Source organism: Acinetobacter sp. GW821-FHT01E09, assembly GCF_059422385.1.
On the sequence record NZ_JBWKWU010000001.1, the window covers coordinates 2644695 to 2665420 of the forward strand.

At 37.8% G+C, this 20726-nt stretch carries 24 protein-coding genes; 10 read left to right on the plus strand and 14 right to left on the minus strand.

The window, feature by feature from the left end; translation table 11 throughout:
• Positions 1 to 441: 441 nt before the first annotated feature.
• From nadS to ftsY, 3 genes are all read right to left on the minus strand, one after another.
• The gene (gene nadS, locus AC07U8_RS12100) at positions 442 to 714 is read right to left on the minus strand and encodes a NadS family protein (RefSeq protein WP_270387150.1); all 273 of its coding nucleotides are present in this window, start codon (positions 712 to 714) and stop codon (positions 442 to 444) included.
• Positions 707 to 1027: a type II toxin-antitoxin system RelE/ParE family toxin gene (locus AC07U8_RS12105; RefSeq protein WP_034617593.1), complete on the minus strand. Its 321-nt coding sequence runs from the start codon at positions 1025 to 1027 to the stop codon at positions 707 to 709. Before AC07U8_RS12105 ends, nadS begins: the two co-directional genes overlap by 8 nt.
• Positions 1028 to 1399: 372 nt before the next feature.
• Complete coding sequence (gene ftsY, locus AC07U8_RS12110; protein WP_004719613.1) at positions 1400 to 2506, minus strand: signal recognition particle-docking protein FtsY; 1107 nt, start codon at positions 2504 to 2506, stop codon at positions 1400 to 1402.
• Positions 2507 to 2682: 176 nt separating this feature from the next.
• On the opposite strand from ftsY, the gene AC07U8_RS12115 reads away from it, so the two are divergent.
• Together AC07U8_RS12115 and AC07U8_RS12120 are read left to right on the plus strand one after the other, a co-directional pair.
• A complete protein-coding gene (locus AC07U8_RS12115) occupies positions 2683 to 4077 on the plus strand; it encodes a M16 family metallopeptidase (RefSeq protein WP_056511802.1) in 1395 nt (464 codons plus the stop codon).
• A 13-nt stretch (positions 4078 to 4090) separates the two neighbouring features.
• A complete protein-coding gene (locus tag AC07U8_RS12120; RefSeq protein WP_034617274.1) occupies positions 4091 to 5701 on the plus strand; it encodes a M16 family metallopeptidase in 1611 nt (536 codons plus the stop codon).
• A 10-nt stretch (positions 5702 to 5711) separates the two neighbouring features.
• Here the strand turns inward: AC07U8_RS12120 and AC07U8_RS12125 are convergent, their stop codons facing one another.
• Both AC07U8_RS12125 and AC07U8_RS12130 read right to left on the minus strand, forming a co-directional pair.
• Positions 5712 to 6038: a hypothetical protein gene (locus AC07U8_RS12125; protein WP_004822224.1), complete on the minus strand. Its 327-nt coding sequence runs from the start codon at positions 6036 to 6038 to the stop codon at positions 5712 to 5714.
• A gap of 245 nt (positions 6039 to 6283) precedes the next feature.
• Positions 6284 to 6643, minus strand: a complete 360-nt coding sequence (locus AC07U8_RS12130; RefSeq protein WP_004822225.1) for a hypothetical protein — start codon at positions 6641 to 6643, stop codon at positions 6284 to 6286.
• Between the two features lie 222 nt (positions 6644 to 6865).
• Here AC07U8_RS12130 and AC07U8_RS12135 point away from each other — a divergent pair, with 222 nt between their 5' ends.
• The 3 genes from AC07U8_RS12135 (at position 6866) to AC07U8_RS12145 (ending at position 8235) form a co-directional block, all read left to right on the plus strand.
• Positions 6866 to 7099, plus strand: coding sequence for a hypothetical protein (locus tag AC07U8_RS12135; protein ID WP_004719607.1), 234 nt, complete (start codon positions 6866 to 6868; stop codon positions 7097 to 7099).
• A 179-nt stretch (positions 7100 to 7278) separates the two neighbouring features.
• Positions 7279 to 7656, plus strand: a complete 378-nt coding sequence (locus AC07U8_RS12140) for a DUF2750 domain-containing protein (RefSeq protein WP_004719606.1) — start codon at positions 7279 to 7281, stop codon at positions 7654 to 7656.
• Between the two features lie 147 nt (positions 7657 to 7803).
• Complete coding sequence (locus AC07U8_RS12145; protein ID WP_004822228.1) at positions 7804 to 8235, plus strand: CBS domain-containing protein; 432 nt, start codon at positions 7804 to 7806, stop codon at positions 8233 to 8235.
• A 259-nt stretch (positions 8236 to 8494) separates the two neighbouring features.
• Here AC07U8_RS12145 and trpB read toward each other — a convergent pair whose 3' ends face one another.
• The 9 genes from trpB to AC07U8_RS12190 all read right to left on the minus strand — a co-directional run bounded on the left by trpB (position 8495) and on the right by AC07U8_RS12190 (position 16465).
• Positions 8495 to 9703: a tryptophan synthase subunit beta gene (gene trpB / locus AC07U8_RS12150; RefSeq protein ID WP_034617271.1), complete on the minus strand. Its 1209-nt coding sequence runs from the start codon at positions 9701 to 9703 to the stop codon at positions 8495 to 8497.
• Positions 9704 to 9766: 63 nt separating this feature from the next.
• A complete protein-coding gene (locus AC07U8_RS12155; RefSeq protein ID WP_004822231.1) occupies positions 9767 to 10954 on the minus strand; it encodes a vWA domain-containing protein in 1188 nt (395 codons plus the stop codon).
• Between the two features lie 15 nt (positions 10955 to 10969).
• Complete coding sequence (locus AC07U8_RS12160) at positions 10970 to 11821, minus strand: AAA family ATPase (RefSeq protein ID WP_004719598.1); 852 nt, start codon at positions 11819 to 11821, stop codon at positions 10970 to 10972.
• A 20-nt stretch (positions 11822 to 11841) separates the two neighbouring features.
• The gene (locus tag AC07U8_RS12165; protein ID WP_016539240.1) at positions 11842 to 12255 is read right to left on the minus strand and encodes a hypothetical protein; all 414 of its coding nucleotides are present in this window, start codon (positions 12253 to 12255) and stop codon (positions 11842 to 11844) included.
• Positions 12248 to 12553, minus strand: coding sequence for a YcgL domain-containing protein (locus AC07U8_RS12170; RefSeq protein WP_004822235.1), 306 nt, complete (start codon positions 12551 to 12553; stop codon positions 12248 to 12250). The genes AC07U8_RS12165 and AC07U8_RS12170 overlap by 8 nt, the downstream gene beginning before the upstream one ends.
• Before the next feature lie 184 nt (positions 12554 to 12737).
• On the minus strand, positions 12738 to 13880 hold the full coding sequence (locus AC07U8_RS12175; protein ID WP_016539239.1) for a ribonuclease D: 1143 nt from the start codon (positions 13878 to 13880) through the stop codon (positions 12738 to 12740).
• A 347-nt stretch (positions 13881 to 14227) separates the two neighbouring features.
• Positions 14228 to 14824 carry a recombination mediator RecR gene (recR, locus tag AC07U8_RS12180; protein WP_004719588.1) on the minus strand — a complete coding sequence of 199 codons (597 nt, stop codon included), beginning with the start codon at positions 14822 to 14824 and terminating at the stop codon, positions 14228 to 14230.
• Between the two features lie 10 nt (positions 14825 to 14834).
• Positions 14835 to 15164, minus strand: coding sequence for a YbaB/EbfC family nucleoid-associated protein (locus AC07U8_RS12185; RefSeq protein ID WP_004719585.1), 330 nt, complete (start codon positions 15162 to 15164; stop codon positions 14835 to 14837).
• Positions 15165 to 15277: 113 nt separating this feature from the next.
• Positions 15278 to 16465, minus strand: coding sequence for an O-succinylhomoserine sulfhydrylase (locus AC07U8_RS12190; protein ID WP_494737948.1), 1188 nt, complete (start codon positions 16463 to 16465; stop codon positions 15278 to 15280).
• Positions 16466 to 16606: 141 nt separating this feature from the next.
• Here AC07U8_RS12190 and AC07U8_RS12195 point away from each other — a divergent pair, with 141 nt between their 5' ends.
• The 5 genes from AC07U8_RS12195 to AC07U8_RS12215 all read left to right on the plus strand — a co-directional run bounded on the left by AC07U8_RS12195 (position 16607) and on the right by AC07U8_RS12215 (position 20700).
• The gene (locus tag AC07U8_RS12195; protein WP_096734355.1) at positions 16607 to 17698 is read left to right on the plus strand and encodes an alpha/beta fold hydrolase; all 1092 of its coding nucleotides are present in this window, start codon (positions 16607 to 16609) and stop codon (positions 17696 to 17698) included.
• 9 nt (positions 17699 to 17707) lie between these two features.
• Positions 17708 to 18580: an NAD(P)-dependent oxidoreductase gene (locus AC07U8_RS12200; RefSeq protein WP_239045446.1), complete on the plus strand. Its 873-nt coding sequence runs from the start codon at positions 17708 to 17710 to the stop codon at positions 18578 to 18580.
• 81 nt (positions 18581 to 18661) lie between these two features.
• The gene (locus AC07U8_RS12205; RefSeq protein ID WP_004719576.1) at positions 18662 to 18928 is read left to right on the plus strand and encodes a YARHG domain-containing protein; all 267 of its coding nucleotides are present in this window, start codon (positions 18662 to 18664) and stop codon (positions 18926 to 18928) included.
• A 28-nt stretch (positions 18929 to 18956) separates the two neighbouring features.
• The gene (locus AC07U8_RS12210) at positions 18957 to 19373 is read left to right on the plus strand and encodes an HIT family protein (RefSeq protein ID WP_004719575.1); all 417 of its coding nucleotides are present in this window, start codon (positions 18957 to 18959) and stop codon (positions 19371 to 19373) included.
• Positions 19374 to 19593: 220 nt separating this feature from the next.
• On the plus strand, positions 19594 to 20700 hold the full coding sequence (locus AC07U8_RS12215; protein ID WP_494737949.1) for a porin: 1107 nt from the start codon (positions 19594 to 19596) through the stop codon (positions 20698 to 20700).
• The last annotated feature ends 26 nt before the right edge of the window (positions 20701 to 20726 follow it).

Sequence of the window (20726 nt, forward strand, 5' to 3'; positions counted from 1 at the left end):
TATTGCATCATTCTTAGTTTCGTCATGCTTATATACATAACAATGTGTTCTATATTTAGAACAATATGTGAAATCTGGCATTTTTAAATGCTACTGTGTTTATGTGGTCCCCTTTTTAAATTGCAATTAAAGTATTTATTAATCAAACAATTCAATTAAAATTTACCATTAAACTCAGCCTATTGCCTTGAGCGTTTCAACGATAAGAATATGGCAAATATCCTATATACTTTTCATTGCTTGTTTTGTGGTAAAAATATTGCAAATCTGGACAGATGATTCTAGACATCGCATTAAAGTATATCTCGATGACATTCTTATGATGCCTTCTTTCAATAACATACCACCAACATATCCGAGTATCATATTTCATCAATAATTTTATATCGAACTCAGACGAAAAAGTCCGACAGGATATCGGACTTTTTATTGTCTATAATTTTAAATTAGGCTTGGATGCGTATCTAGAATACGGATTAAAGTCGCAGCTGGACCAGTCGGATAACGTCTACCTTGCTCCCAGTTTTGAAGCGTGCGAGGACTAATATGCAAGCGTGCAGCAAATTCATTTTGGCTTAAACCTGTTTTCTCACGTACTGCTTTAATATCAGGTAATTCAAGCTCAGTGACTCGACTTGCTTGAATCTCTTGACGTTTAATCTCTCCTGCTTCTTTAATCGAAGAAACAAGGTCATCAAATAAATTGCTATCCATGAAGTTGCTCCTTCACTAATTGGCGCAGAATTGCTGTTTCTTTATCCGTTAAATTATCTTTTACAGACTTAGGGTACGCGACTAAAAAGAAAATATGATCATCCTCTGAAACCCAATAATAGATCACGCGTATTCCACCACTTTTTCCTTTATCACCTTGAGCACAGCGTACTTTACGGATACCACCGCCATTTTTAACAATATCACCCTTATCAGGTTGTACCAATAGATTTTGTTGAAGCTGACGATATTCATCATCAGTCACAAGCTCTTTGATTTGTTTAGTAAAAATACTAGTTTCAATGAATAACATACACGATATACGTCAATGGCGTATATACAATACTACCATAAAAAAGAATAATCAAAAGTTATAAATTGAGTGAATATAAAACTCAAATTTAGGGGTTGTTGGCATTTCATAAATGGCTGGCGTTGTAGGTTAAAATTGAGCATGAGACGTATACATCGTAAAGTATAGACTTCTTTCATAAGTCCTTTTTAAAGCCATAGATCAACACCCCCCTCATCCTAACCTTCTCCCAAAGGAAGAAGGGACTTTCAATACCAATCTGATTCACTCAACATGATCATTTTTTGATTTATGCAAGATCTTTTATGAAACTTAGAAAATAAAAAACTCCGCATAAAGCGGAGTCTCATTTAAGATAAATCGTTATCTAAATTACTTATCTGTTTCAAACAGTGCAGCGACAAATGATTTTGCAGAGAATGGACGTAAATCATCAATCTTCTCACCCACACCAATATATCGAATTGGTACATGAGTACGACTGGCAATATTAAACAACACACCACCCTTTGCTGTTCCATCTAATTTGGTAATGGTTAAACCTGTTAAGCCTACAGCTTCGTCAAACATTTCAACTTGGTTAATCGCGTTTTGACCAGTACCTGCATCCACCACCAACATCACTTCATGTGGCGCAGTTGCATCAATTTTTTGCATCACACGTTTTACTTTAGTCAACTCAGACATCAAGTTACTTTTATTATGCAAACGCCCTGCTGTATCAGCAATTAAAACGTCCACACCTTTGGCACGTGCACTTTCAAAGGCATCGAAAATGACTGAAGCGCTATCTGCACCATGACCTTGAGCCACGACAGCAATATTGTTACGTTCACCCCAGATTTGAAGTTGCTCAGTTGCCGCTGCACGGAAGGTATCTCCTGCTGCAAGCATGACTTTCTTGCCTTCACCTTGTAAACGTTTGGCTAATTTACCAATCGTGGTGGTTTTACCCACACCATTTACACCCACCACCAAAATCACAAATGGATTTTTATTGGGATCGATATGCAATGGTTTTACCCGAGGTGCAAGTAAAGCAACCAGCTCTTCTTGTAGCGCTTTATACAATGAATGCGAGTAAATCAAATCACCACGTTCTGTACGCTCAGTCAAATTCGCAATAATGGTTTTAGTCGCCTCTACCCCGATATCAGCAACCAAAAGTTGCTCTTCTACTTCTTCGAGCAACTCATCATCAATTTCTTTACCACCAATCAGGATATTGACCATACCATCGGCAAGGCTTTTACGCGATTTGGTCAAACCTTCTTTCATGCGACTAAAAAAGCCACCTTTAGATTTTTCATCTGCCGATTCAATCTGTGCGTCTTGGCTCTCAGTTTGAACAGGTTCCGTTTTAGGTGTTTCTACATTATTTTCAATAATAGGCACATTGACGGCTGGTAAACTAGGTAATGTGACATCGTCATCCCCGATATCCGCATCAATCAAGAATTTATTTTGCTGTTCTTGCATGCCGATTCCTTGAAAAGCATAGCGTTAAAAAAGAATGAGTTTAGCATAGATTGCATCATTTTTAGCGTTAAAGCAGCGATAAAACAAGCAAACCAAAATGCAACATTCCAGCCTTGCTTTAAATCATTAATTTTTTAAGAATAGTTCTAAATTTAAAATAAATTTTTGGGTTATCTGTGTATATTCTGAAATCTAAATTCTTAAATCTTCTTAGACAATCCAAAGTTATCCTTGCGCCACTTTTATTTTTATCTTTTAACACGGTAAATACGCAACTTCAGGCAGCGCCTCAAAGCCAACTTTCTAGGACCACCTTTGAAACCACACTGAAAAATGGTTTAAAAGTGATTATCCGTGAAGATCATCGTTCACCAATTGTTATGACCCAAATCTGGTACGGCGTGGGAAGTAGTGATGAGTCTGGTAATGTACTTGGTATTTCTCATGTGCTCGAACATATGATGTTTAAAGGAACCAAAAAAGTTCCTGATGATGAGTTTGCACGCTTGAGTCGAATTTATGGTGGCCGCACCAACGCCGCCACATATACAAATTACACCAACTATTATCAGCTTTACCCCAAGAAATATTTTCCATTGGCTTTGGAACTTGAAGCAGACCGTATGACAAATCTGGTCCTCAAACAACAAGACTTTGATCCTGAAATCAAAGTGGTGATGGAGGAAAGACGACAACGGACTGATGATAATCCACGAAATCTAGCCTACGAACGTTTTAAATGGATCGCCTATCCAACCAGTCACCATCGTCAACCGGTGATTGGCTTTATGAAAAACCTACAGAATATTCGTCTGGATGATCTTAAACATTGGTATCAAACTTGGTACACCCCCAATAATGCGACTTTGGTCATTGTGGGAGATGTCAATGCAGAACAGGCACTTAAACAGGTTGAAAAATATTTTGCGGCAATTCCCAAAAAGGAACTTCCTGACCGTAATGATGTTTTAGAGTTTGATCGAATGGGGTATCGGCACATGGAAGTGCAGTTGCCAGTACAAGTCCCCAACTTGTTTATGGCTTGGAATGTCAAATCCATTGCCACAGCAAAAAACCCACAAGATGCTTACGCACTAACCATTATCCAGTCCTTACTGGATGGCGGAATCTCCGCACGCTTACAAGACCGTCTGATTCGAGATAAAAAAGTGCTGACTGCAATCAGTGTCAGTTATGACCCCTATAATCGCGGCGACAGTTTATTTATGATCTCCGCGATCCCAAGTGATGATGTTTCTCTGGATGAGGCACAAAAAGCGATTGAAAAAGAGATGAATTTATTTAAAACAGAATTGGTCAATCAAGCTGAACTTGATCGTGTCAAAAACAACTTCGTTTCAAATTTAATCTATAGTCAGGATGATATTGGTGGACAAGCCAATATGATTGGGAATTTGGAAGTAAACGGCCTAAGTTTTCGTTTAATGGATGAGTTACCCAAACATTATGACAAAGTGACACCACAAGATTTACAACGAATTGCCAATATTTATTTTGTCAAAGCCAATCTGAGTAGTTTGTATTTAATGCCTGAAAGTACAAAAGAATAAAAAAGGATCTCTCATGAATTTTAATCCATTCTCGACCTATTCGATAAAAATACCTCTGTTTGTGTGCATCAGCTTACTCTACTCCCCCCTTAACCATGCGGAGGTTGAATTAGACAATCATGATGAAACGGATGCGGTTATAGATGATTCAGCACTTAAAGCAAATTCGACCTTACAGAGCTTAAAAAATTTAGATAAACATCAACAATACCAAGCGCCCTTTGTTCAAGACCTCTCCAACAACCAAAAAGTCAGAACACTGTTTGTTTCAGCCACTGACCTGCCTATTGTGGATATTCAACTCACCTTTAATGCAGGTTCGTCACAGGATGAAGCACTAGGAAAAGGTCTGTATGGTATGGCAAATATGGCTGCCAAGCTGATCACTGAAGGTACAAATCAATATACAGCAAAAGAAATCGCGTCTACATTTGAAGGATTAGGCGCTCAATTTAGTGTTACCGCATACCGTGATATGTTTGTGGTCCGACTTCGGGTCTTGTCAGATCCTGAAAAATTAAACCCTGCCATCAATACCATGTTGCATGTGCTGAATCATGCACAATTTAATCCATCGGGTTTAAATCTTGTGCTAAATAATACCAAGGTTGGGCAAAAGCAAATCCAAGAAAATCCAAGTCGAATTATGAATATTCGCTTTTATCGTGCGTTATATGGACAACATCCTTATGCCGAACCCACTGTAGGGACCAATGGGAGCCTTAAAAAAATTACCCCTGAACTACTTAGAGCCTATCGACAAAAACTGCTTGTCGCCCAAAACATGAATATTGCCATTACTGGTAATTTAACTGCAGCCGATGCAACCCAACTGGCCAATTTAATCAGTCAAAATCTAACCCAAGGTGAAGCTGCACAAGCACTTCCTGAACCACAAGATCAAAGTGATTTTAATATCCATTACATTCCATTTAACTCAACACAAGCAAATGTGATGATGGGACACTTGGCTATTCAGCGCAGCGATCCTGATCGTGTTGCATTAGAAGTTGCCAATCAAATGTTTGGCGGAAGCGGATTTAATTCCATTTTAATGAAAGAACTTCGAGTTAAACGGGGTTATACCTATGGAGCGTATAGTAATTTGACCTCCACATTGGCTCAGGGGTTTTTTAGTTTGAGTTATTCCACTGAACAAAATCAATTGATGGACAGTATCAAAGTTGCACATCAAGCCTTACGTGATTTTGTAAAAAATCCAATCCAAAGAAAACAGCTCGAAGAAACCAAAGAAGGCATGTTACGTTCATTTCCAATGACCTTTAGTTCCAATGCCAATATCAATGCCCAAATCGCATCGATTGGTTTTTATCAACTTCCTGCGGATTATTTGACTCAATATCAAAAGCAATTGAGCCAAGTCACCACCAAACAAGTTCAAAAAGCCATTCAAAAACATCTTCGTGCGGATCGTCTCACCTTGGTTGTTGTTGCACCAACACTGGATCAGAATGAATTAAAAGACATGTTAAGTGCTGATTTAGCCAACCCAGATCAATCCAGTACAAATCAAAACAAGCAAGTGGATACGCAAGCCATGCCAGATGTCCCGACATTGATCATTCAAAAAACAATTCGTCCGCAAGCGGAATCAACCAAATGAGTATTATCAGTTATTGCGGATCTTTACTATCCACCGCAGGATATCGTTTTACTTGTTGATTTTCAAAATGATAGGCGCGTAGTAGGCGTAAATACTCAACCACATAAATACGATCTTGGCGGCGCAATTGATTGGCAATTTTTTGCGTCTTAGGATTGGCGGCTTGTTGTGAATATTGCATCACATATTTGTATTGATCAGGATTAATTGGCCGTGTTAAAGCCAATGTTGCAAGAAAAATCATCAGTGCGATGATCACAACAACAAAAGAATTCAAGATTTTTTCCACAGGAAATGAATAGAATAATTTTTGAAAATAATCTTTGAATTTTTGCATGAACTACCTCTAATTACAGATAGTTTATCATCCTGACCATAAAAATATAGGGCTTTCTTCAAGACAGCTGAAGATCGGTTGTAAGATGATCTTTAAGATCAAAATTGCGAGAACGACAGTGCTTAAATAATCTCCCCATAGATATCATCGCCTGTCGATATGAAATTTAAAGCCCTGTTCTCTTATTCAAGAAAAGGGCTTGAGCCAAGTTAAACAGCGCGTGAATCATTTCTATATCGTGCCAATTAAAGGATCGTTGCACGTAAGAATGCGAAATATAAAATAATCGCGATTATTGCCAATGCAATACTGACAGCAAAGATACTTACTCCCCCCTCTGCATGTGCAGGATGCAAATCATCATCATCAGCAAGACGCCTTAATTCACCATCATAGATTCGATAAAAGCCTGCTTTTTGCACTGGATTTAAGTTTCGGGTATAATCGTACACGCGTTTACGCTGGGCTAAACAATAATCCCCAAGATGGATTTCTTGATGATAAATTGCCTCATCCAGTTGTTTACGGTGATACTGAGCTAATTCTACGATCTGAGACTCAGCAGCGGGTACATCAAAAATAAAGCCATCTATAGTGTTTGTCATTTTGCTCTCCCTTTGTCTTAATTCTCATATTGATTTTAATAAATATTATTTCTGATTAATGTTTAATCATGTAATCTTATCTTCGTCAAGCATAGATTTCAAATCGCTTGACAAACAAGGCTAATTGTAATATTAGTTTAATAAAGTTAAGTTAGATTAGTTAAGTATAAGCTCCGTTGGGGAGCTATGTTAAAAGATCATAATTACAATAAGGAGTTATATATGATTCATCAAATCTCTCACCAAGACTTAGAACACGTTTATGCAGATGCTGTAAATACAATCCAGTGTGAAATGAACTTTGTAGAAGCGGTAAAAGCATTAGAAGATGCAGCGAAAGCGGGTCATGGTAAAGCGGCAATGTTTCTTGCAGAACTTTACTACCAAGGTTTCCGCGTTGAACGTGATTCTCTAAAAGCCCAATATTGGCAAAAGATGGCAACCATGCAAGCATAATAAAACGTCACCTAGGTGGCGTTTTTTTAACCCCTATTCTTTTTATTTTTAATAAATCATTACGCTTTCAATACATTTTTTATTGTTTTAATAAATGCTTACGATTGAGCATAAAGCACCAACAGTTCTTATAAGAATTTCAACTACAATAGGCAATGTACTAAATAAGATTGTTAATTATGAAAAAGTATATTCATCTTCAACCCATTTCGAATGAATTGTTTATTAAAATTTCTATTTTAAAATCACTCATGTATTGTGGTGTACTTTGGGGACTTTACCACGATGGCTGGGCAATGAAGTCTGGTTCAAATGAAGTTTATTTTCCTTTTTGGCTAAACGCTGTTCAAGCCCATCAGTATGCAAAGATTCATTGGCCTCACTACACCCCTCGCAGAATAACACCTAAAGATTTTAGAGAATCGCTGTTACCTACATTAACACGGCTCAATATCATGCCTGCATTGTTTAATTCTTCATCTCGAAAATTTAAACTCTCAACTTCTCAAATGGAACATTTCTTTTTCCATAGTCATGTTCAATTTCAACCGGCTTAAAGGCGAAGATATATTTTTAGTGGTTTAAAATTGTTGTAAAAAATAAACTTTATATTTTTATGACTGCAAAGTATTTGCAAAGTTAAAAAATACAGTTAAGTTAAAGGTGTGCAGATTGGTAAGCACCCTAGAAAAGGAAGAATAATTATGACGACAGTAGCACAAGTAATCCAAGATAAGATTGGTCGTGAAATTTATACGATTTCACCCTCTGCCACAGTATTAGAAGCCATTACACTTATGGCAAACAAAGGTATTGGTGCTGTGGTTGTCACTCAAGATACAAAGGTCGTCGGAATCCTCTCAGAACGCGACTATACGCGTAAAATTGCGCTTATGCAGCGTACCTCTGACCATACAACGGTCGCTGAAATTATGACGTCTAGAGTGATTTCTGTGACACGTGGCCATACGGTTGAAGAATGTTTAAATTTAATGACTGACGGACACTTACGCCATTTACCTGTAATTGAAGGTGAAACGCTGGTTGGATTTGTTTCTATTGGCGATTTAGTCAAAGCCACCATGGAAGATCAACGAAAATTGATTGAACAGTTAAGACAATATATTTCAGGTTAAGTGACATTATAAAAATATAACCCTCCATGTGGAGGGTTTTTTATTGTGTATAGAAAATTGGCAGCTCAGCTTGCATGTAAAACCATTTTAAATTTCAAGATAATAGAAATAATCACCTGCTTTGAGTTGCATGTCTTCATTTATCACGGGGATAAACAATCGAGTTCATTAAACGAAAGCTAAGACTGAATTTCAAATTTAACGATAAAATAAAAAAAACCTAGCCAAAGCTAGGTTTTTAAATCAAATCAATTTTTTATCAGTTTAGATTTAACTTTTCAGCAACATAGTCGGCATCTTTATCACCACGCCCAGAAAGGTTTACAACAATTTTGATTTCTTTCGCTAATTTAGGCGCTTCACGAATTGCCCACGCCACAGCATGAGAACTTTCTAATGCAGGAACAATCCCTTCTACGCGTGAAAGGGTCATAAACGCATCTAAACACTCTTGATCAGTTGCTGTTGAATATTCCACACGGCCTAAATCTTTTAAGAAGCTATGTTGAGGGCCTACACCCGGATAATCCAAACCAGATGCAATCGAGTGCACAGGCAATGGTGCACCCTGTTCATCTTCTAGTACATAACAAGCCATACCATGAATCTGACTTGGCTTTCCTAAAGTCAATGTTGCTGAATGCTGTTGAGTATCCAGACCATGACCTGCAGGTTCCACACCAACCAGTTTAACCTCTGCATCATTTAAAAATGCCGTGAATGCGCCAATTGCATTTGAGCCACCGCCTACACAAGCAACCACATAATCTGGTTGTGCGCCAAAGCGATCTTGGGTTTGAACTTTAATTTCATTGCCGATAATAGATTGGAAATCACGTACCATTTTTGGGAAAGGATGCGGCCCAACCACAGAACCAATCGCATAAATAAAGTTTTTAGGGTCTTTTAAATACTCTTCAAATGCGCTATCTACAGCATCTTTCAGTGTTGCAGTACCTTGAGTGACTGAAACCAGTTTTGCACCCAAAATCTTCATTTTCACGACATTGGGATGCTCTTTTTCAATATCCACCTGCCCCATATGAATTTCACATGGAATACCAACCAAAGCACATGCGGTTGCAAGTGCAACGCCATGTTGACCAGCACCTGTTTCTGCAATCACTTTGGTTTTTCCCATATATTTGGCAAGCAAAGCTTCGCCCAAACAATGGTTAATTTTATGTGCGCCTGTATGATTTAAGTCTTCACGCTTTAAATAGATTTGTGCGCCACCCAATTGATCAGAAAGACGTCTTGCATGAAATAAAGGGCTAGGACGACCTACATAGTTGGCAAATAAATCAGCCAATTCATTTTGAAATTCAGGCGTTTTACGAATTTCTTCATATGCAACATTGATTTCATCCATTGCTTCTTTTAAATGAGGTGGAATAAATTGACCACCATATTCACCAAAAAAGCCTTGTTCATTTGGTAGCGCAATACCATTGATTTGATGATCCATTTCTTTCCCTATTTAATAAATCAGCCGTTGAATTTATGAATAACAACTTTGCTTTCGAATAATCTATCGTGACAAATATTTCGTCATATCCTCAATACCTTTAAGGGTCATTGGAAACATATGATCGTCAAATAATTGTTTAATTAATGCGATGGTTTGTGTGTAATGCCAGTAACCTTGCTCTTCTGGATTTAACCATGCTGTTTTTTCAAAATGATTGCGTAAGCGACGTAACCATACGTCTCCTGCTTCATCATTCATATATTCAACAGAGCCACCGACCGATTTCAGCTCATAAGGTGCCATACTTGCATCACCCACCACAATTACACGATAGTCTTTACCGTAGGTATTAAATAAATCCCATGTATTCATTCGGGTAGAAGAACGACGATGATTATCTTTCCATACATAGTCATATAGACAGTTATGGAAATAGAAATACTCTAAGGTTTTAAATTCAGTTTTTGCCGCACTAAATAATTTTTCACATTGTGCAATGTGCGAATCCATCGACCCACCTACATCAAACAACATCAAAACTTTAATACGGTTACGCCGTTCAGGCACCATTTGTACATCTAAAATGCCCTGTTTGGCAGTTTCATAGATGGTGCTGTTAATGTCTAATTCTTCTGCAGCGCCTTGACGAGCAAACTTACGTAATCGACGTAAAGCCATTTGCATTTGTCGAGTACCTAAAATTTGTTCATCATCCAAATTTTGATATTTACGCTGTTCCCAAACTTTTACTGCTGAATTTTTACGACTCGGGCCGCCAATTCTCACGCCTTCAGGATGGTCACCAAAAGCACCAAACGGTGAAGTTCCACCTGTACCAACCATACGGTTGCCACCTTGATGTTTTTTATGTTGTTCACGCAAGCGTTCTTCCAACATCTTCATCAGTTCTTCAAGCGAACCTGCTTTCAGCAATTCAGCACGTTGTTCAGGTGTGAGATGTTTTTCAAGTAACTCTAAATCAAACCAGTCTTTGGGAAGTTTTTGAACTTTGCTGAGCAGATCATCGATATCAAAAGTATGAATACCTTCAAAATAATCTTTCATGGCGCGGTCAAATTTGTCAAAGAAGCGTTCATCTTTGACCATGACTGTCTTTACTAATTGATAAAAATCATCTTGATCGGCAAAAACCAAACCTTCACTAATTGCTTGGTTGAGATCAATGAGTTCTCGTGTTGAAACTGGAACACCATATTTTCTGAGGGTATAAAATAATCGCACAAACATGTTGCGATCTCCTCATTAACGACGTGACATAAAAGCTAAGCGTTCAAGCAACTGTACATCTTGCTCATTTTTAATCAATGCACCATATAAAGGTGGAATCGCTTTTGATTTATCATGATTACGCAAAATGTCTTCAGGCATATCATCTGCCATTAACAAGCTTAACCAGTCAATCAATTCAGATGTTGAAGGTGGTTTTTTTAAGCCAGGCACTTGGCGTAATTTAAAGAAGACTTGTAATGCTTCTGAAACCAGTGTTCCAGAGATATTTGGAAAATGAACTGCGATAATTTCACGCATCGTTGCTTCATCAGGAAATTCAATATAATGGAAAAAACAACGACGTAAAAATGCGTCTGGCAGTTCCTTTTCATTATTTGAAGTAATGATTACGATTGGACGTTGAGTTGCAGTAATGGTTTCGCCTGTTTCATAGACAAAAAATGACATTTTGTCTAATTCATGTAGCAAGTCATTTGGGAATTCAATATCTGCTTTGTCTATTTCATCAATCAACAATACACAGCGTTCTTCGCTGGTAAATGCATCCCACAACTTACCTGGTTTGATATAGTTTTTAATATCGTAAACACGGTCATCGCCCAACTGGCTATCACGTAAACGAGAAACTGCATCATACTCATACAAACCTTGCTGTGCTTTGGTTGTAGATTTAATGTGCCAAGTAATTAATTTAAGACCTAGACTCTCAGCAACTTGTTCAGCCAATAAGGTTTTACCTGTACCAGGTTCACCTTTCACCAATAATGGCTTTTGCAATGCTCGAGCTGCTTTTACAGCCAGTTTTAAACTATCCGTTGCGATATACTGTTCAGTACCTGTGAATTGTTGAGAATCGACAGACATAACTTACCTTTATTTTTTATTTAAAGTGGTGAAATATTTTTTGCTACAGCGCTTGCTTGGGTATTTTTCGTGGTTTTGTATTTAGACCAAAAAAATCCAATGACTAAACCAATACCCATGACAAATGTAATTAAGGCAAGATTTGACCAAATCAATGGTGAGTCCTTGGTCAGAATACCAAATAACAGTCCAAATATTGCTGGCGCAATCGCTGAGTTTGGTCCTTCAGAAATGGTCGGGGTTGCAAGAACGGCAAATACAATGATCCATGTAATACCGCCAAGTGGCGATGGCAATCGTTTTGAAATCGAATACCAGCACCATAAAATCAACAGCGTCCCAAGAATATAGACGGTTATTGCGATATTATCTTCTGGGATAGCATCAAATAGATCTAAAAAATTTGCCCATATTCCTGATAACTGATCAAGCACCACGTAATCCCTCTGGTTCAACCGCATTTGGGTTAATTAAACCTTCTGGCGGCATTTGAATAAAGAAGCCTTTTGTATTGAGTGAATCGATTACATGTAACACATTTACACGTGCCAAAGGTCGAGCTTCGCTCAGTTCAAGATGCATTACATGCGTTGCACGACCAAAGGCAACACGTAGTGGCTCAGAAAGAGCCGCTAAGGGATCTGCACTTTCGTCTGTATTTGGATGATTTGGGCGAGCCACATAAAGATACATTTCATCTTTTTTGCTCGATTTATAAATATCACAATGCATTTTAAACAACAGCTTCAGTAAAACTTAGTTGACAGCATACATGAAAAAAACGACGGATACATTATCGAAAGTTAACGCATCAGTCGTTATTTATGTCCAATTGCTAAATCTTTGATCAATAATAACGCAGTAAGCTTTCTTGGCTATTGGTGATTATTCATCTAAACAACAACAGCAACAGCCGCTATTCATTGACCTTCATCTGCATACTTAAAAACTTAATATCTTCTTGTAACAGATGGATCAGCGGCTGGGTAAGTAATTCATAGCGCCACCCCAACAAATAACCGGGTAAATCCTGTTCATTGCCATGAAATACCACATGATGATACAAGGCATTTAACCATTTTTTACGCATAAGTACTTCTTTAGGTACTTGCATTTCAAATGAAACCTGAGAAATTAACTCATCCACTTCAAGGGTGATTCCCTGAGAAGAATGCTTAATTGGTCGTGCAATACGCAGTGGCCATTCATCGGTTTCAGGCAGAAACTTCAATAAATCTAAAATTGTTTTTCCATGTTCACGCACAATATTTGGACGTATTCCCTTCACAGAGGACAATTGAAAATTATTTTTAGGATTGACTTCAACCAAATCAATCATCGTGGCATTTTTTAGTATAAAGCTACGTGGTTGATTGAGTGCCTTGACCATTTCTTCACGCCAAACACTTAATTGTTGCAATTGCATCAATTGTTTTCTGGAATGACGATAATTACCAATATCACAATATAATTTTTCTTTTGGAGTTTCTGAAGCAATTTCAAAGGTTAAATTTTGACAATCTTCAAGCACATGTGAGTATAGGCTTTTCTCGACCAATTCAGCTTTTACTTTTTCAGCCAGACGCATAATGTATAAAACATCATTGGCTGCATAATTCATTTGTTCATCTGTTAATGGTCGAGCCAGCCAATCTGAACGTGTTTGATCTTTATCAATATCAATCTCTAACACCAATTTCAATGCATTTTGATAACTGACTTGTAGACCATGTCCTAAAAAAGACAACCCCACTTGGGTATCGAAGACATTCTTCAGATTTTTCTGATCTGCATAATGATAAATGAGATCAATATCTTCTCCACAAGCATGAAAAATATTTTGCTGTGCTTGAAAAAGTTGAAACCAAAAGCGATCTAAATTTAAGGTTGTGCCGTCGAGCAAAAATACTTGACCATTGACATTAATTTGGAATACACCGAGTTTTGGCCAAAGTGTGTCGACTTTAATAAATTCAGTGTCTAGACCATAAGTCGAAGTATGTTGCATCAAATTCAACACATGTTCGAGATCGGTCTGTTGATTAATAAATTGAAACATGTCAGTTTAAGTCAAAATGTTACATTCAAATGAAATATGATTTTACCTTAATATATAAAATTTAAATATAATATTTTTAAACTAATTCTCCGTAAACACCTTATTTTTCAATAAAGTTTCTTGTGAATATTTATTTTATATATAGGTTTTACAACTTAATAAAAGTATATTTTAAAGTAATAAATAACATGGCTAATCATTGCTTTAGCTTGAGTTTACCTAAAAAATTTAGCGTGAATGTAAATAATTTTTAAATGAGACAGAGTTTGTTGATCTTTTAGTCGTTATCGCATTTACGCAAAACTTTCAAGCTCAACAAACTCTAAATGTTAGCAAGTCTAAGATCGCTATTTCATTCTCATGCGATTATGAACAGCCTGACTCAATGTATGACTATCCACATATTCCAATTCACCACCTTGTGGAACACCTTGTGCGATTCGTGTCATTTGCAAAGACAAATGTTTTGTCGCTTCTACAAGATAATGCGCAGTCGCTTGCCCTTCTACTGTTGCATTGGTGGCTAAAATTACTTCAGTAATTTTACCATCGGTTAAACGCTGCACTAAATATGGAATACCTATTTCTTCAGGACCAATACCATCTAAAGGCGACAAATGTCCACCCAATACATGATATTTGCCTCTAAAGCTACCAGACTGTTCTATTGCCATTACATCTGCAGGAGACTCAACCACACAAAGCAGCTGATCATCCCGATCATTTGAGCAACAAATATCACAGACTTCATTTTCAGTTAAAGAATGACAAACACTACACTCATGAATATAGGAAGTTGCTTCATTTAGCGCATGCGCCAAACCTATAGCACCTTCTTTATTTTTCATGATCAGATGGAGTGCCATACGTTGAGCCGATTTCGGCCCAACACTGGGTAAGATTCGTAAAGCTTGTACGAGTTGATCAAAACGGTCGCTAAACACCTATGATTCCTTAGAACAATCCTGAAAGACCTGGTGGTAAACCCATACCTGAATTGGCTTCTTTCATCTTCGCTTCTGTAATGACTTCAGCTTGGCGAGCCGCGTCATTCATTGCTGCTGCAATCAAGTCTTCAATCATATCTGGATCGTCTTGCAACAAATCTGGACTGATTTCGATACGCTTAACAACATTACGGCAAGTCATTGTAACTTTTACCAAACCGCCACCAGCTTCAGCATTCACTTCAGTTTGGGCAAGTTGTTCTTTTGCCTTTTTAACGTTGCTTTCCATATCTTTCTGCATACGTTGCGCTTGCTGCATAAGCATATTAATGTTCATAAAATACTCCGAAAAAAAGTCCTAAATTAAATCTCTGTCTTTCAGTTTCATGGCTCGTATTTTCAAAAGCCTAGAAGAAAATGAAAGAAACTCTTTCGCAAATTTTGCTTATCTTAAATTAAATCTAATCCATGAGAAAGGTCACGGATAATATCATCGACATCTTCTAAGCCAACAGACAAACGGATTAAACCTTCACGAATACCCGCTGCTGCTTTTGCTTCAGGAGAAAGCTTACCATGAGTCGTTGTTGCTGGATGGGTAATTGTTGACTTAGCATCACCTAAATTACCTGTAATCGAGATAAATTGTGTATGGTCAATAACTTTCCAAGCACCTTCTCGCTCGCCTTTCACTTCAAAAGAAACGATTCCACCAAAACCGGTTTGTTGTTTGGCTGCTAACTCATGACCAACATGGTCTGCTAATCCAGCAAAATAAACCTTTTCCACTTTTGGATGAGCAACCAGCCACTCGGCAATTTTTTGCGCGCTTTCAGAATGTGCTTTCATACGCAGTCTTAAGGTTTCTAAACCTTTCAAAAACACCCATGCATTAAATGGGCTCATAGACGGGCCAGTGGTACGAACATAACCAAATACTTCTTCAAGTAATTTGTGACTACCGACCACAGCACCACCCAATGCACGACCTTGTCCATCTAGATATTTGGTGGCAGAGTAAATCACTAAATCTGCGCCAAATTGCAATGGACGCTGTAAAATTGGTGTGCAAAAACTATTATCAATCGCCAATAAAGCATCATTTGCATGTGCTAAATCTGATAATGCTTGAATATCTGCGACTTCAGCCAAGGGATTTGATGGTGACTCAACAAACAGTAATTGGGTTTCAGGACGAACCGCGTCTTGCCAAGCGGTTAAATCAGTTAAATCAACAAAAGTCACTGCGACATTAAATTTAGCGACATATTTTTCAAATAATGAAACTGTAGAACCAAAAACAGCACGTGAACAAATCACATGATCGCCTGCCTTTAAGAACGACATTGCAACTGCCATAATTGCAGCCATACCTGAACTTGTTGCCACAGCACGTTCACCACCTTCTAGTGCAGCTAAACGCGTTTCAAACATTGCTACAGTTGGATTGGTAAAACGTGAATAAATATTACCTGGTTCAGCACCAGAGAATTTTGCTGCTGCTTCCGCTGCATTTTCATACACAAATGACGAAGTGAGGAAAATTGGCTCACTATGTTCACCTTCAAAACTGCGTGTATGACCTGTACGAATCGCTAAAGTATCAAGTTGGTATTCAATGTCGTCGTGCTGGCTCATTTCAACTACTCAGTCCAAAAACTGCCTTTGTAAAATATTGCCAACATTTTGAGCGCCCTATGTATTTAAGGTCAAGGTAAAATCGTAAATTATCACATACACTTCGCTTAAATCTGCATAAAAATGAGACAAACACCGCTTATGACACAAGTATCAGCTAAGTTCCAACAGCGCAAATCCAAATTGAAGAATCTAACCACACGTATCTTCAATGGTAAGTCATTGGTTTTATCTCAAAGTACCCCTTATGAAATTATTGCGGAGCATCATCAAACCAAAGTGCGTTACTACGCAGCTGCTGAAAAAAAATTTAAGGAACCTTTGGTTTTTACAGCACCATTGTCGATCAATATGGCAATTTATGACCTCTACCCTTATCGTTCACTCGTTAAATATTTTACCGAACAAGGCTATGATGTGTATTTATTGGACTGGGGGAAACTCAGTTATCAGGATCGCAACTTAAACTTTTTATACTTTATTGATGAAGCTATACCACTCTGCATTAATAAAATCCGAGAGCATGCTCAAAGTGAGCAAATCTCATTACATGGCTGGAGCATGGCCGGTATTTTTGTATTACTTTACACAGCATTACGCCAACCTAATTATGTTAAAAACTTAATTATCCTAGCCAGCCCAATTGACAGCTATGCATCGGGTGGCATCGGTAAACTTTATCAAAAAATAAATAATCTGATTATAAAGAATCAAAAACTGAAAGATACTTTATATAAAGGTGGTTTACCGAAAAAACTGATCCATACCCCGGGCTTACTCAATGCCATTGGTTTTAAGATTTTAGATCCAAAGGGTTGGTATGAGGGTCATAAACAATTGTTGCTAAATTTAGACGACAAGGAGCTGTTGCATGAACACGCTACTCTTGGAAATTTTTTAAATCACATGGTGGATTACCCCGGTGGTGTCAATCAAGATATGTTATTTAATGTTTGGCTGCAAAATCCACTGAAAAATGGGGCAATTCAGCTCAGTAACCATAAAATTGAACTTCGCAATATCGACTGTTCATTGATGATTGGGGCTGGAAAAAATGATCAAATGGTCACCGCAGATGCAGTTAAGCCTTTAAGCGAATTGACAAAGAGTAGTGATGTCACGTTTACTCTTATTCCTGGGGGACATTTAGGGCTAATGTCTAGTCAAAAAAGTGCGGATGAATTTTGGCCTACACTGTCCAGATGGTTAGAACAAAGATCGACAAAAATTTAAGAGATAGATATGAAGACTACAGTTGCATTTATTGGTTTAGGCGCAATGGGCTATCGTATGGCAGCACATTTACCCAAACATTTTGATACCGTATATGTGTGGAATCGAAATTTTGCAAAGGCCAAGCAACATGCAACTGAGTTTGGTACTCAAGCTGTCGAACTCGATCAAGCGGTGCAAGCTGATATTATTTTTTCATGTTTACCGACTAGCCAAGATATCGATGATTTAATCCAAGATTTAAAGATCAAAAATGGCGCGATTTGGGTCGACTGTACCAGTGGTGTACCTGATGCTGCGCGTAAACAATCTGAGTATCTGCTCAAAAATAATATTCACTTCTTAGATGCCCCTGTAAGTGGTCAAACCATTGGCGCTGAAAATGCAACACTGACCTTTATGGTTGGCGGTGCGGCAGAAGCGTTTCAAATTGCCCTACCTGCAATGCAGGCGATGGGTAAATTAATTAAACGTGTCGGTGACTCAGGTGCAGGCTTTGCAGTAAAAGCTGTAAATAATATGATGATGGCGGTTCATTTATGTGCGGCCGCTGAAGGATTTACCACGCTGAAAGCACATGGGGTAGATTTAAATGAAGCGCTTGATTGTATCAATGCATCCAGTGGTAAAAGTGGTGTGACTGAAACTGCACTACCGCAACGTATCCTCAATCGCAGTTTTCCACTGACCTTTGCTTTACCCTTATTGGCAAAAGATACAGGTATTGCCATTGATTTAGTTCGTGATGCAAGATTATCAGCACCAATTCTTGGTTTAACACAAAGCTTAATTACCGCAGCCAATAGCCTTTCAGAGCCTGATAGCGATTTTTCTACCGCGGTAAAAATGTATGAATCATGGAGCAAAATTACATTAGATTAATTTTTCGTCATTGAATAATCACAACTAAACCTTATAATCACATTAAGTGACATGTAAATATGTCAATTTCGAGGTCGTATCATGAATAAATATGTAATTGCTACACTTTCTAGTTTATCTATTTTAGTCGCTAGTCACGCTTTTGCTGATAACACCCAAGAATGTAAAAAATTGCAAGATGATTACAATGTCATTTATGCATCAAAAGGGTTCTGTTTTAAAGATCCTGAAGCAAAAGCAAAATATAATAATGACAATTGTTATACAAGTAAGCCTAAATTTTCTGAAAAAGAGCAGCAAAAACTTGACTCTATCAAGGAACGTCAGAAAGAATTGAACTGTAAATAATCACATTCACACCTTCAAGGAAATAAACATGGCTTATGATGATCAGAATATATTTGCACGAATTTTACGTGGTGAACTTCCTGCAATTAAAGTTTATGAAGATGATCATGTGCTTGCATTTATGGATATCATGCCGCAAGCCGATGGGCATACCCTGATTATTCCGAAGACGCCAGCAGTGACATTGCTCGACTTAGATCCTGAAATTGCAGCTTATACAATCAAGATTGTGCAAAAAATAGCGCAAGCAATTGAAACAGCTTTGGATGCTCAAGGTATTGTATTGATGCAACTTTCTGGAGCTGCTGCTGGACAAACTGTACCTCATGTACACTTTCATTTGATTCCGAGCTCGGTGCATGAATTAGGTCGTCATGCTATTCAAATGGGTGATCAGGAAAAAATTAAAGGGTTTGCTGAAAAAATTAAAGCTGCACTGGCTTAATTAAAAACCTTTTTAGAATCAATGGGGCTAATCAAGCCTCATTTTTTATTTAAATTACACAAATGTTAAATTCACGTCATTAAATTGTCATTTTTTCTTCACTGATATGTAACAAAGTTTACAGATACTGCATGCAAGTTAGTAAGTAGTGCACAAACCCACACTTACTGAATAAAAAAAGTAACTGCAAACCCATTGAACATGTTTTGGAGAAATCTCAATGAAAAAAGTGCTACTCGCTGCAGCAATCGCCACCCTTAGCATAAGCGCAGCTCAAGCAGCGCCAACATTGTATGGTAAATTCAACGTAACTTTAGATCAAATTGATAAGAATGGCTTTAAAGACGAAAGCGTAACTAAAGTAAACTCTAACGCTTCTCGTATTGGTGTTAAAGGCGAAGAGAAATTAACAGATAAATTGTCTGCTGTTTACTTGGCAGAATGGCAAATCAGTGCTGATGGTGATGGCGATGCTTTCACTAACCGTAACCGTTTCGTGGGGATTAAATCAGACGGTATTGCAACGTTAAAAGTTGGTCAGTTTGATTCATATTTCAAAAATGCTGCTGGCAACAACCAAGATATCTTCAACGATCACAACGAACTCGATATGACTGCGATTTTAGTTGGTGAAGATCGTTTAAAAAACGTGATCGGTTTTGAAACTGATAAAAAATTATTGGCTGGTTTAGCTTTCAACATCATGTTTCAGCAAGGTGAAGAATCATCTGCTTTAAAAAATGATGCTAAAGGTCAAAAAGGTAGCCGTGATAGTTTCGGTGATGGTATCTCTACATCACTTACTTATGACAACAAAGACTACGGTTTTGCTGCTGCTGTTGCAGGTAACTTCGGTGTTGCATCTAAATATAATGCATATAACTCTGAATTAGGTAGTAACACAATCTACTCTGACGCAATCCGTGTTACAGGTTCTGTAGACTTGAAACCTGCGGGTCTTGATGGCTTAGTATTTGGTGCATTATGGCAAACTGCTAAACCGTCTGATGATACTGTTGCAACCACTTCTGGTACTACAGTAACATCGTTCAAAGGCTTGAAAGAAAATGCTTATGGCATCACTGCTGCATATGCAATTCCTTCTACACCGATTAAGCTAAAAGCTGAATATATTTCTGCAACGACAGAACTATATGGCCGTGATGATCGTAAACAAGACCTTTACGGGATTGGCGCGGATTACAACATCAACAAGCAAGCTCGCTTCTACGGTGTTGTTGGTCAACAAAAGCGTGATTGGTCAACTACATCTACACCAGAGAAAAAGAAAACTGTTATTGGTTTAGGTATGGAATATAACTTCTAATCCGAACCTTTAATAAAAAACGGCAA

Excerpts from the sequence above, each read along its gene's own strand:
- AC07U8_RS12205 (WP_004719576.1), top strand. The coding sequence starts at position 18,662 with ATGAATAAATATGTAATTGCTACACTTTCTAGTTTATCTATTTTAGTC.
- AC07U8_RS12120 (WP_034617274.1), top strand. The coding sequence starts at position 4,091 with ATGAATTTTAATCCATTCTCGACCTATTCGATAAAAATACCTCTGTTT.
- AC07U8_RS12185 (WP_004719585.1), bottom strand. The coding sequence starts at position 15,164 with ATGAACATTAATATGCTTATGCAGCAAGCGCAACGTATGCAGAAAGAT.
- AC07U8_RS12135 (WP_004719607.1), top strand. The coding sequence starts at position 6,866 with ATGATTCATCAAATCTCTCACCAAGACTTAGAACACGTTTATGCAGAT.
- AC07U8_RS12105 (WP_034617593.1), bottom strand. The coding sequence starts at position 1,027 with ATGTTATTCATTGAAACTAGTATTTTTACTAAACAAATCAAAGAGCTT.
- AC07U8_RS12140 (WP_004719606.1), top strand. The coding sequence starts at position 7,279 with ATGAAAAAGTATATTCATCTTCAACCCATTTCGAATGAATTGTTTATT.
- AC07U8_RS12155 (WP_004822231.1), bottom strand. The coding sequence starts at position 10,954 with ATGTTTGTGCGATTATTTTATACCCTCAGAAAATATGGTGTTCCAGTT.
- AC07U8_RS12175 (WP_016539239.1), bottom strand. The coding sequence starts at position 13,880 with ATGTTTCAATTTATTAATCAACAGACCGATCTCGAACATGTGTTGAAT.
- trpB (WP_034617271.1), bottom strand. The coding sequence starts at position 9,703 with ATGGATCATCAAATCAATGGTATTGCGCTACCAAATGAACAAGGCTTT.
- AC07U8_RS12125 (WP_004822224.1), bottom strand. The coding sequence starts at position 6,038 with ATGCAAAAATTCAAAGATTATTTTCAAAAATTATTCTATTCATTTCCT.
- AC07U8_RS12170 (WP_004822235.1), bottom strand. The coding sequence starts at position 12,553 with ATGCATTGTGATATTTATAAATCGAGCAAAAAAGATGAAATGTATCTT.
- AC07U8_RS12130 (WP_004822225.1), bottom strand. The coding sequence starts at position 6,643 with ATGACAAACACTATAGATGGCTTTATTTTTGATGTACCCGCTGCTGAG.
- nadS (WP_270387150.1), bottom strand. The coding sequence starts at position 714 with ATGGATAGCAATTTATTTGATGACCTTGTTTCTTCGATTAAAGAAGCA.
- AC07U8_RS12200 (WP_239045446.1), top strand. The coding sequence starts at position 17,708 with ATGAAGACTACAGTTGCATTTATTGGTTTAGGCGCAATGGGCTATCGT.
- ftsY (WP_004719613.1), bottom strand. The coding sequence starts at position 2,506 with ATGCAAGAACAGCAAAATAAATTCTTGATTGATGCGGATATCGGGGAT.
- AC07U8_RS12215 (WP_494737949.1), top strand. The coding sequence starts at position 19,594 with ATGAAAAAAGTGCTACTCGCTGCAGCAATCGCCACCCTTAGCATAAGC.
- AC07U8_RS12190 (WP_494737948.1), bottom strand. The coding sequence starts at position 16,465 with ATGAGCCAGCACGACGACATTGAATACCAACTTGATACTTTAGCGATT.
- AC07U8_RS12195 (WP_096734355.1), top strand. The coding sequence starts at position 16,607 with ATGACACAAGTATCAGCTAAGTTCCAACAGCGCAAATCCAAATTGAAG.
- AC07U8_RS12210 (WP_004719575.1), top strand. The coding sequence starts at position 18,957 with ATGGCTTATGATGATCAGAATATATTTGCACGAATTTTACGTGGTGAA.
- AC07U8_RS12145 (WP_004822228.1), top strand. The coding sequence starts at position 7,804 with ATGACGACAGTAGCACAAGTAATCCAAGATAAGATTGGTCGTGAAATT.
- AC07U8_RS12160 (WP_004719598.1), bottom strand. The coding sequence starts at position 11,821 with ATGTCTGTCGATTCTCAACAATTCACAGGTACTGAACAGTATATCGCA.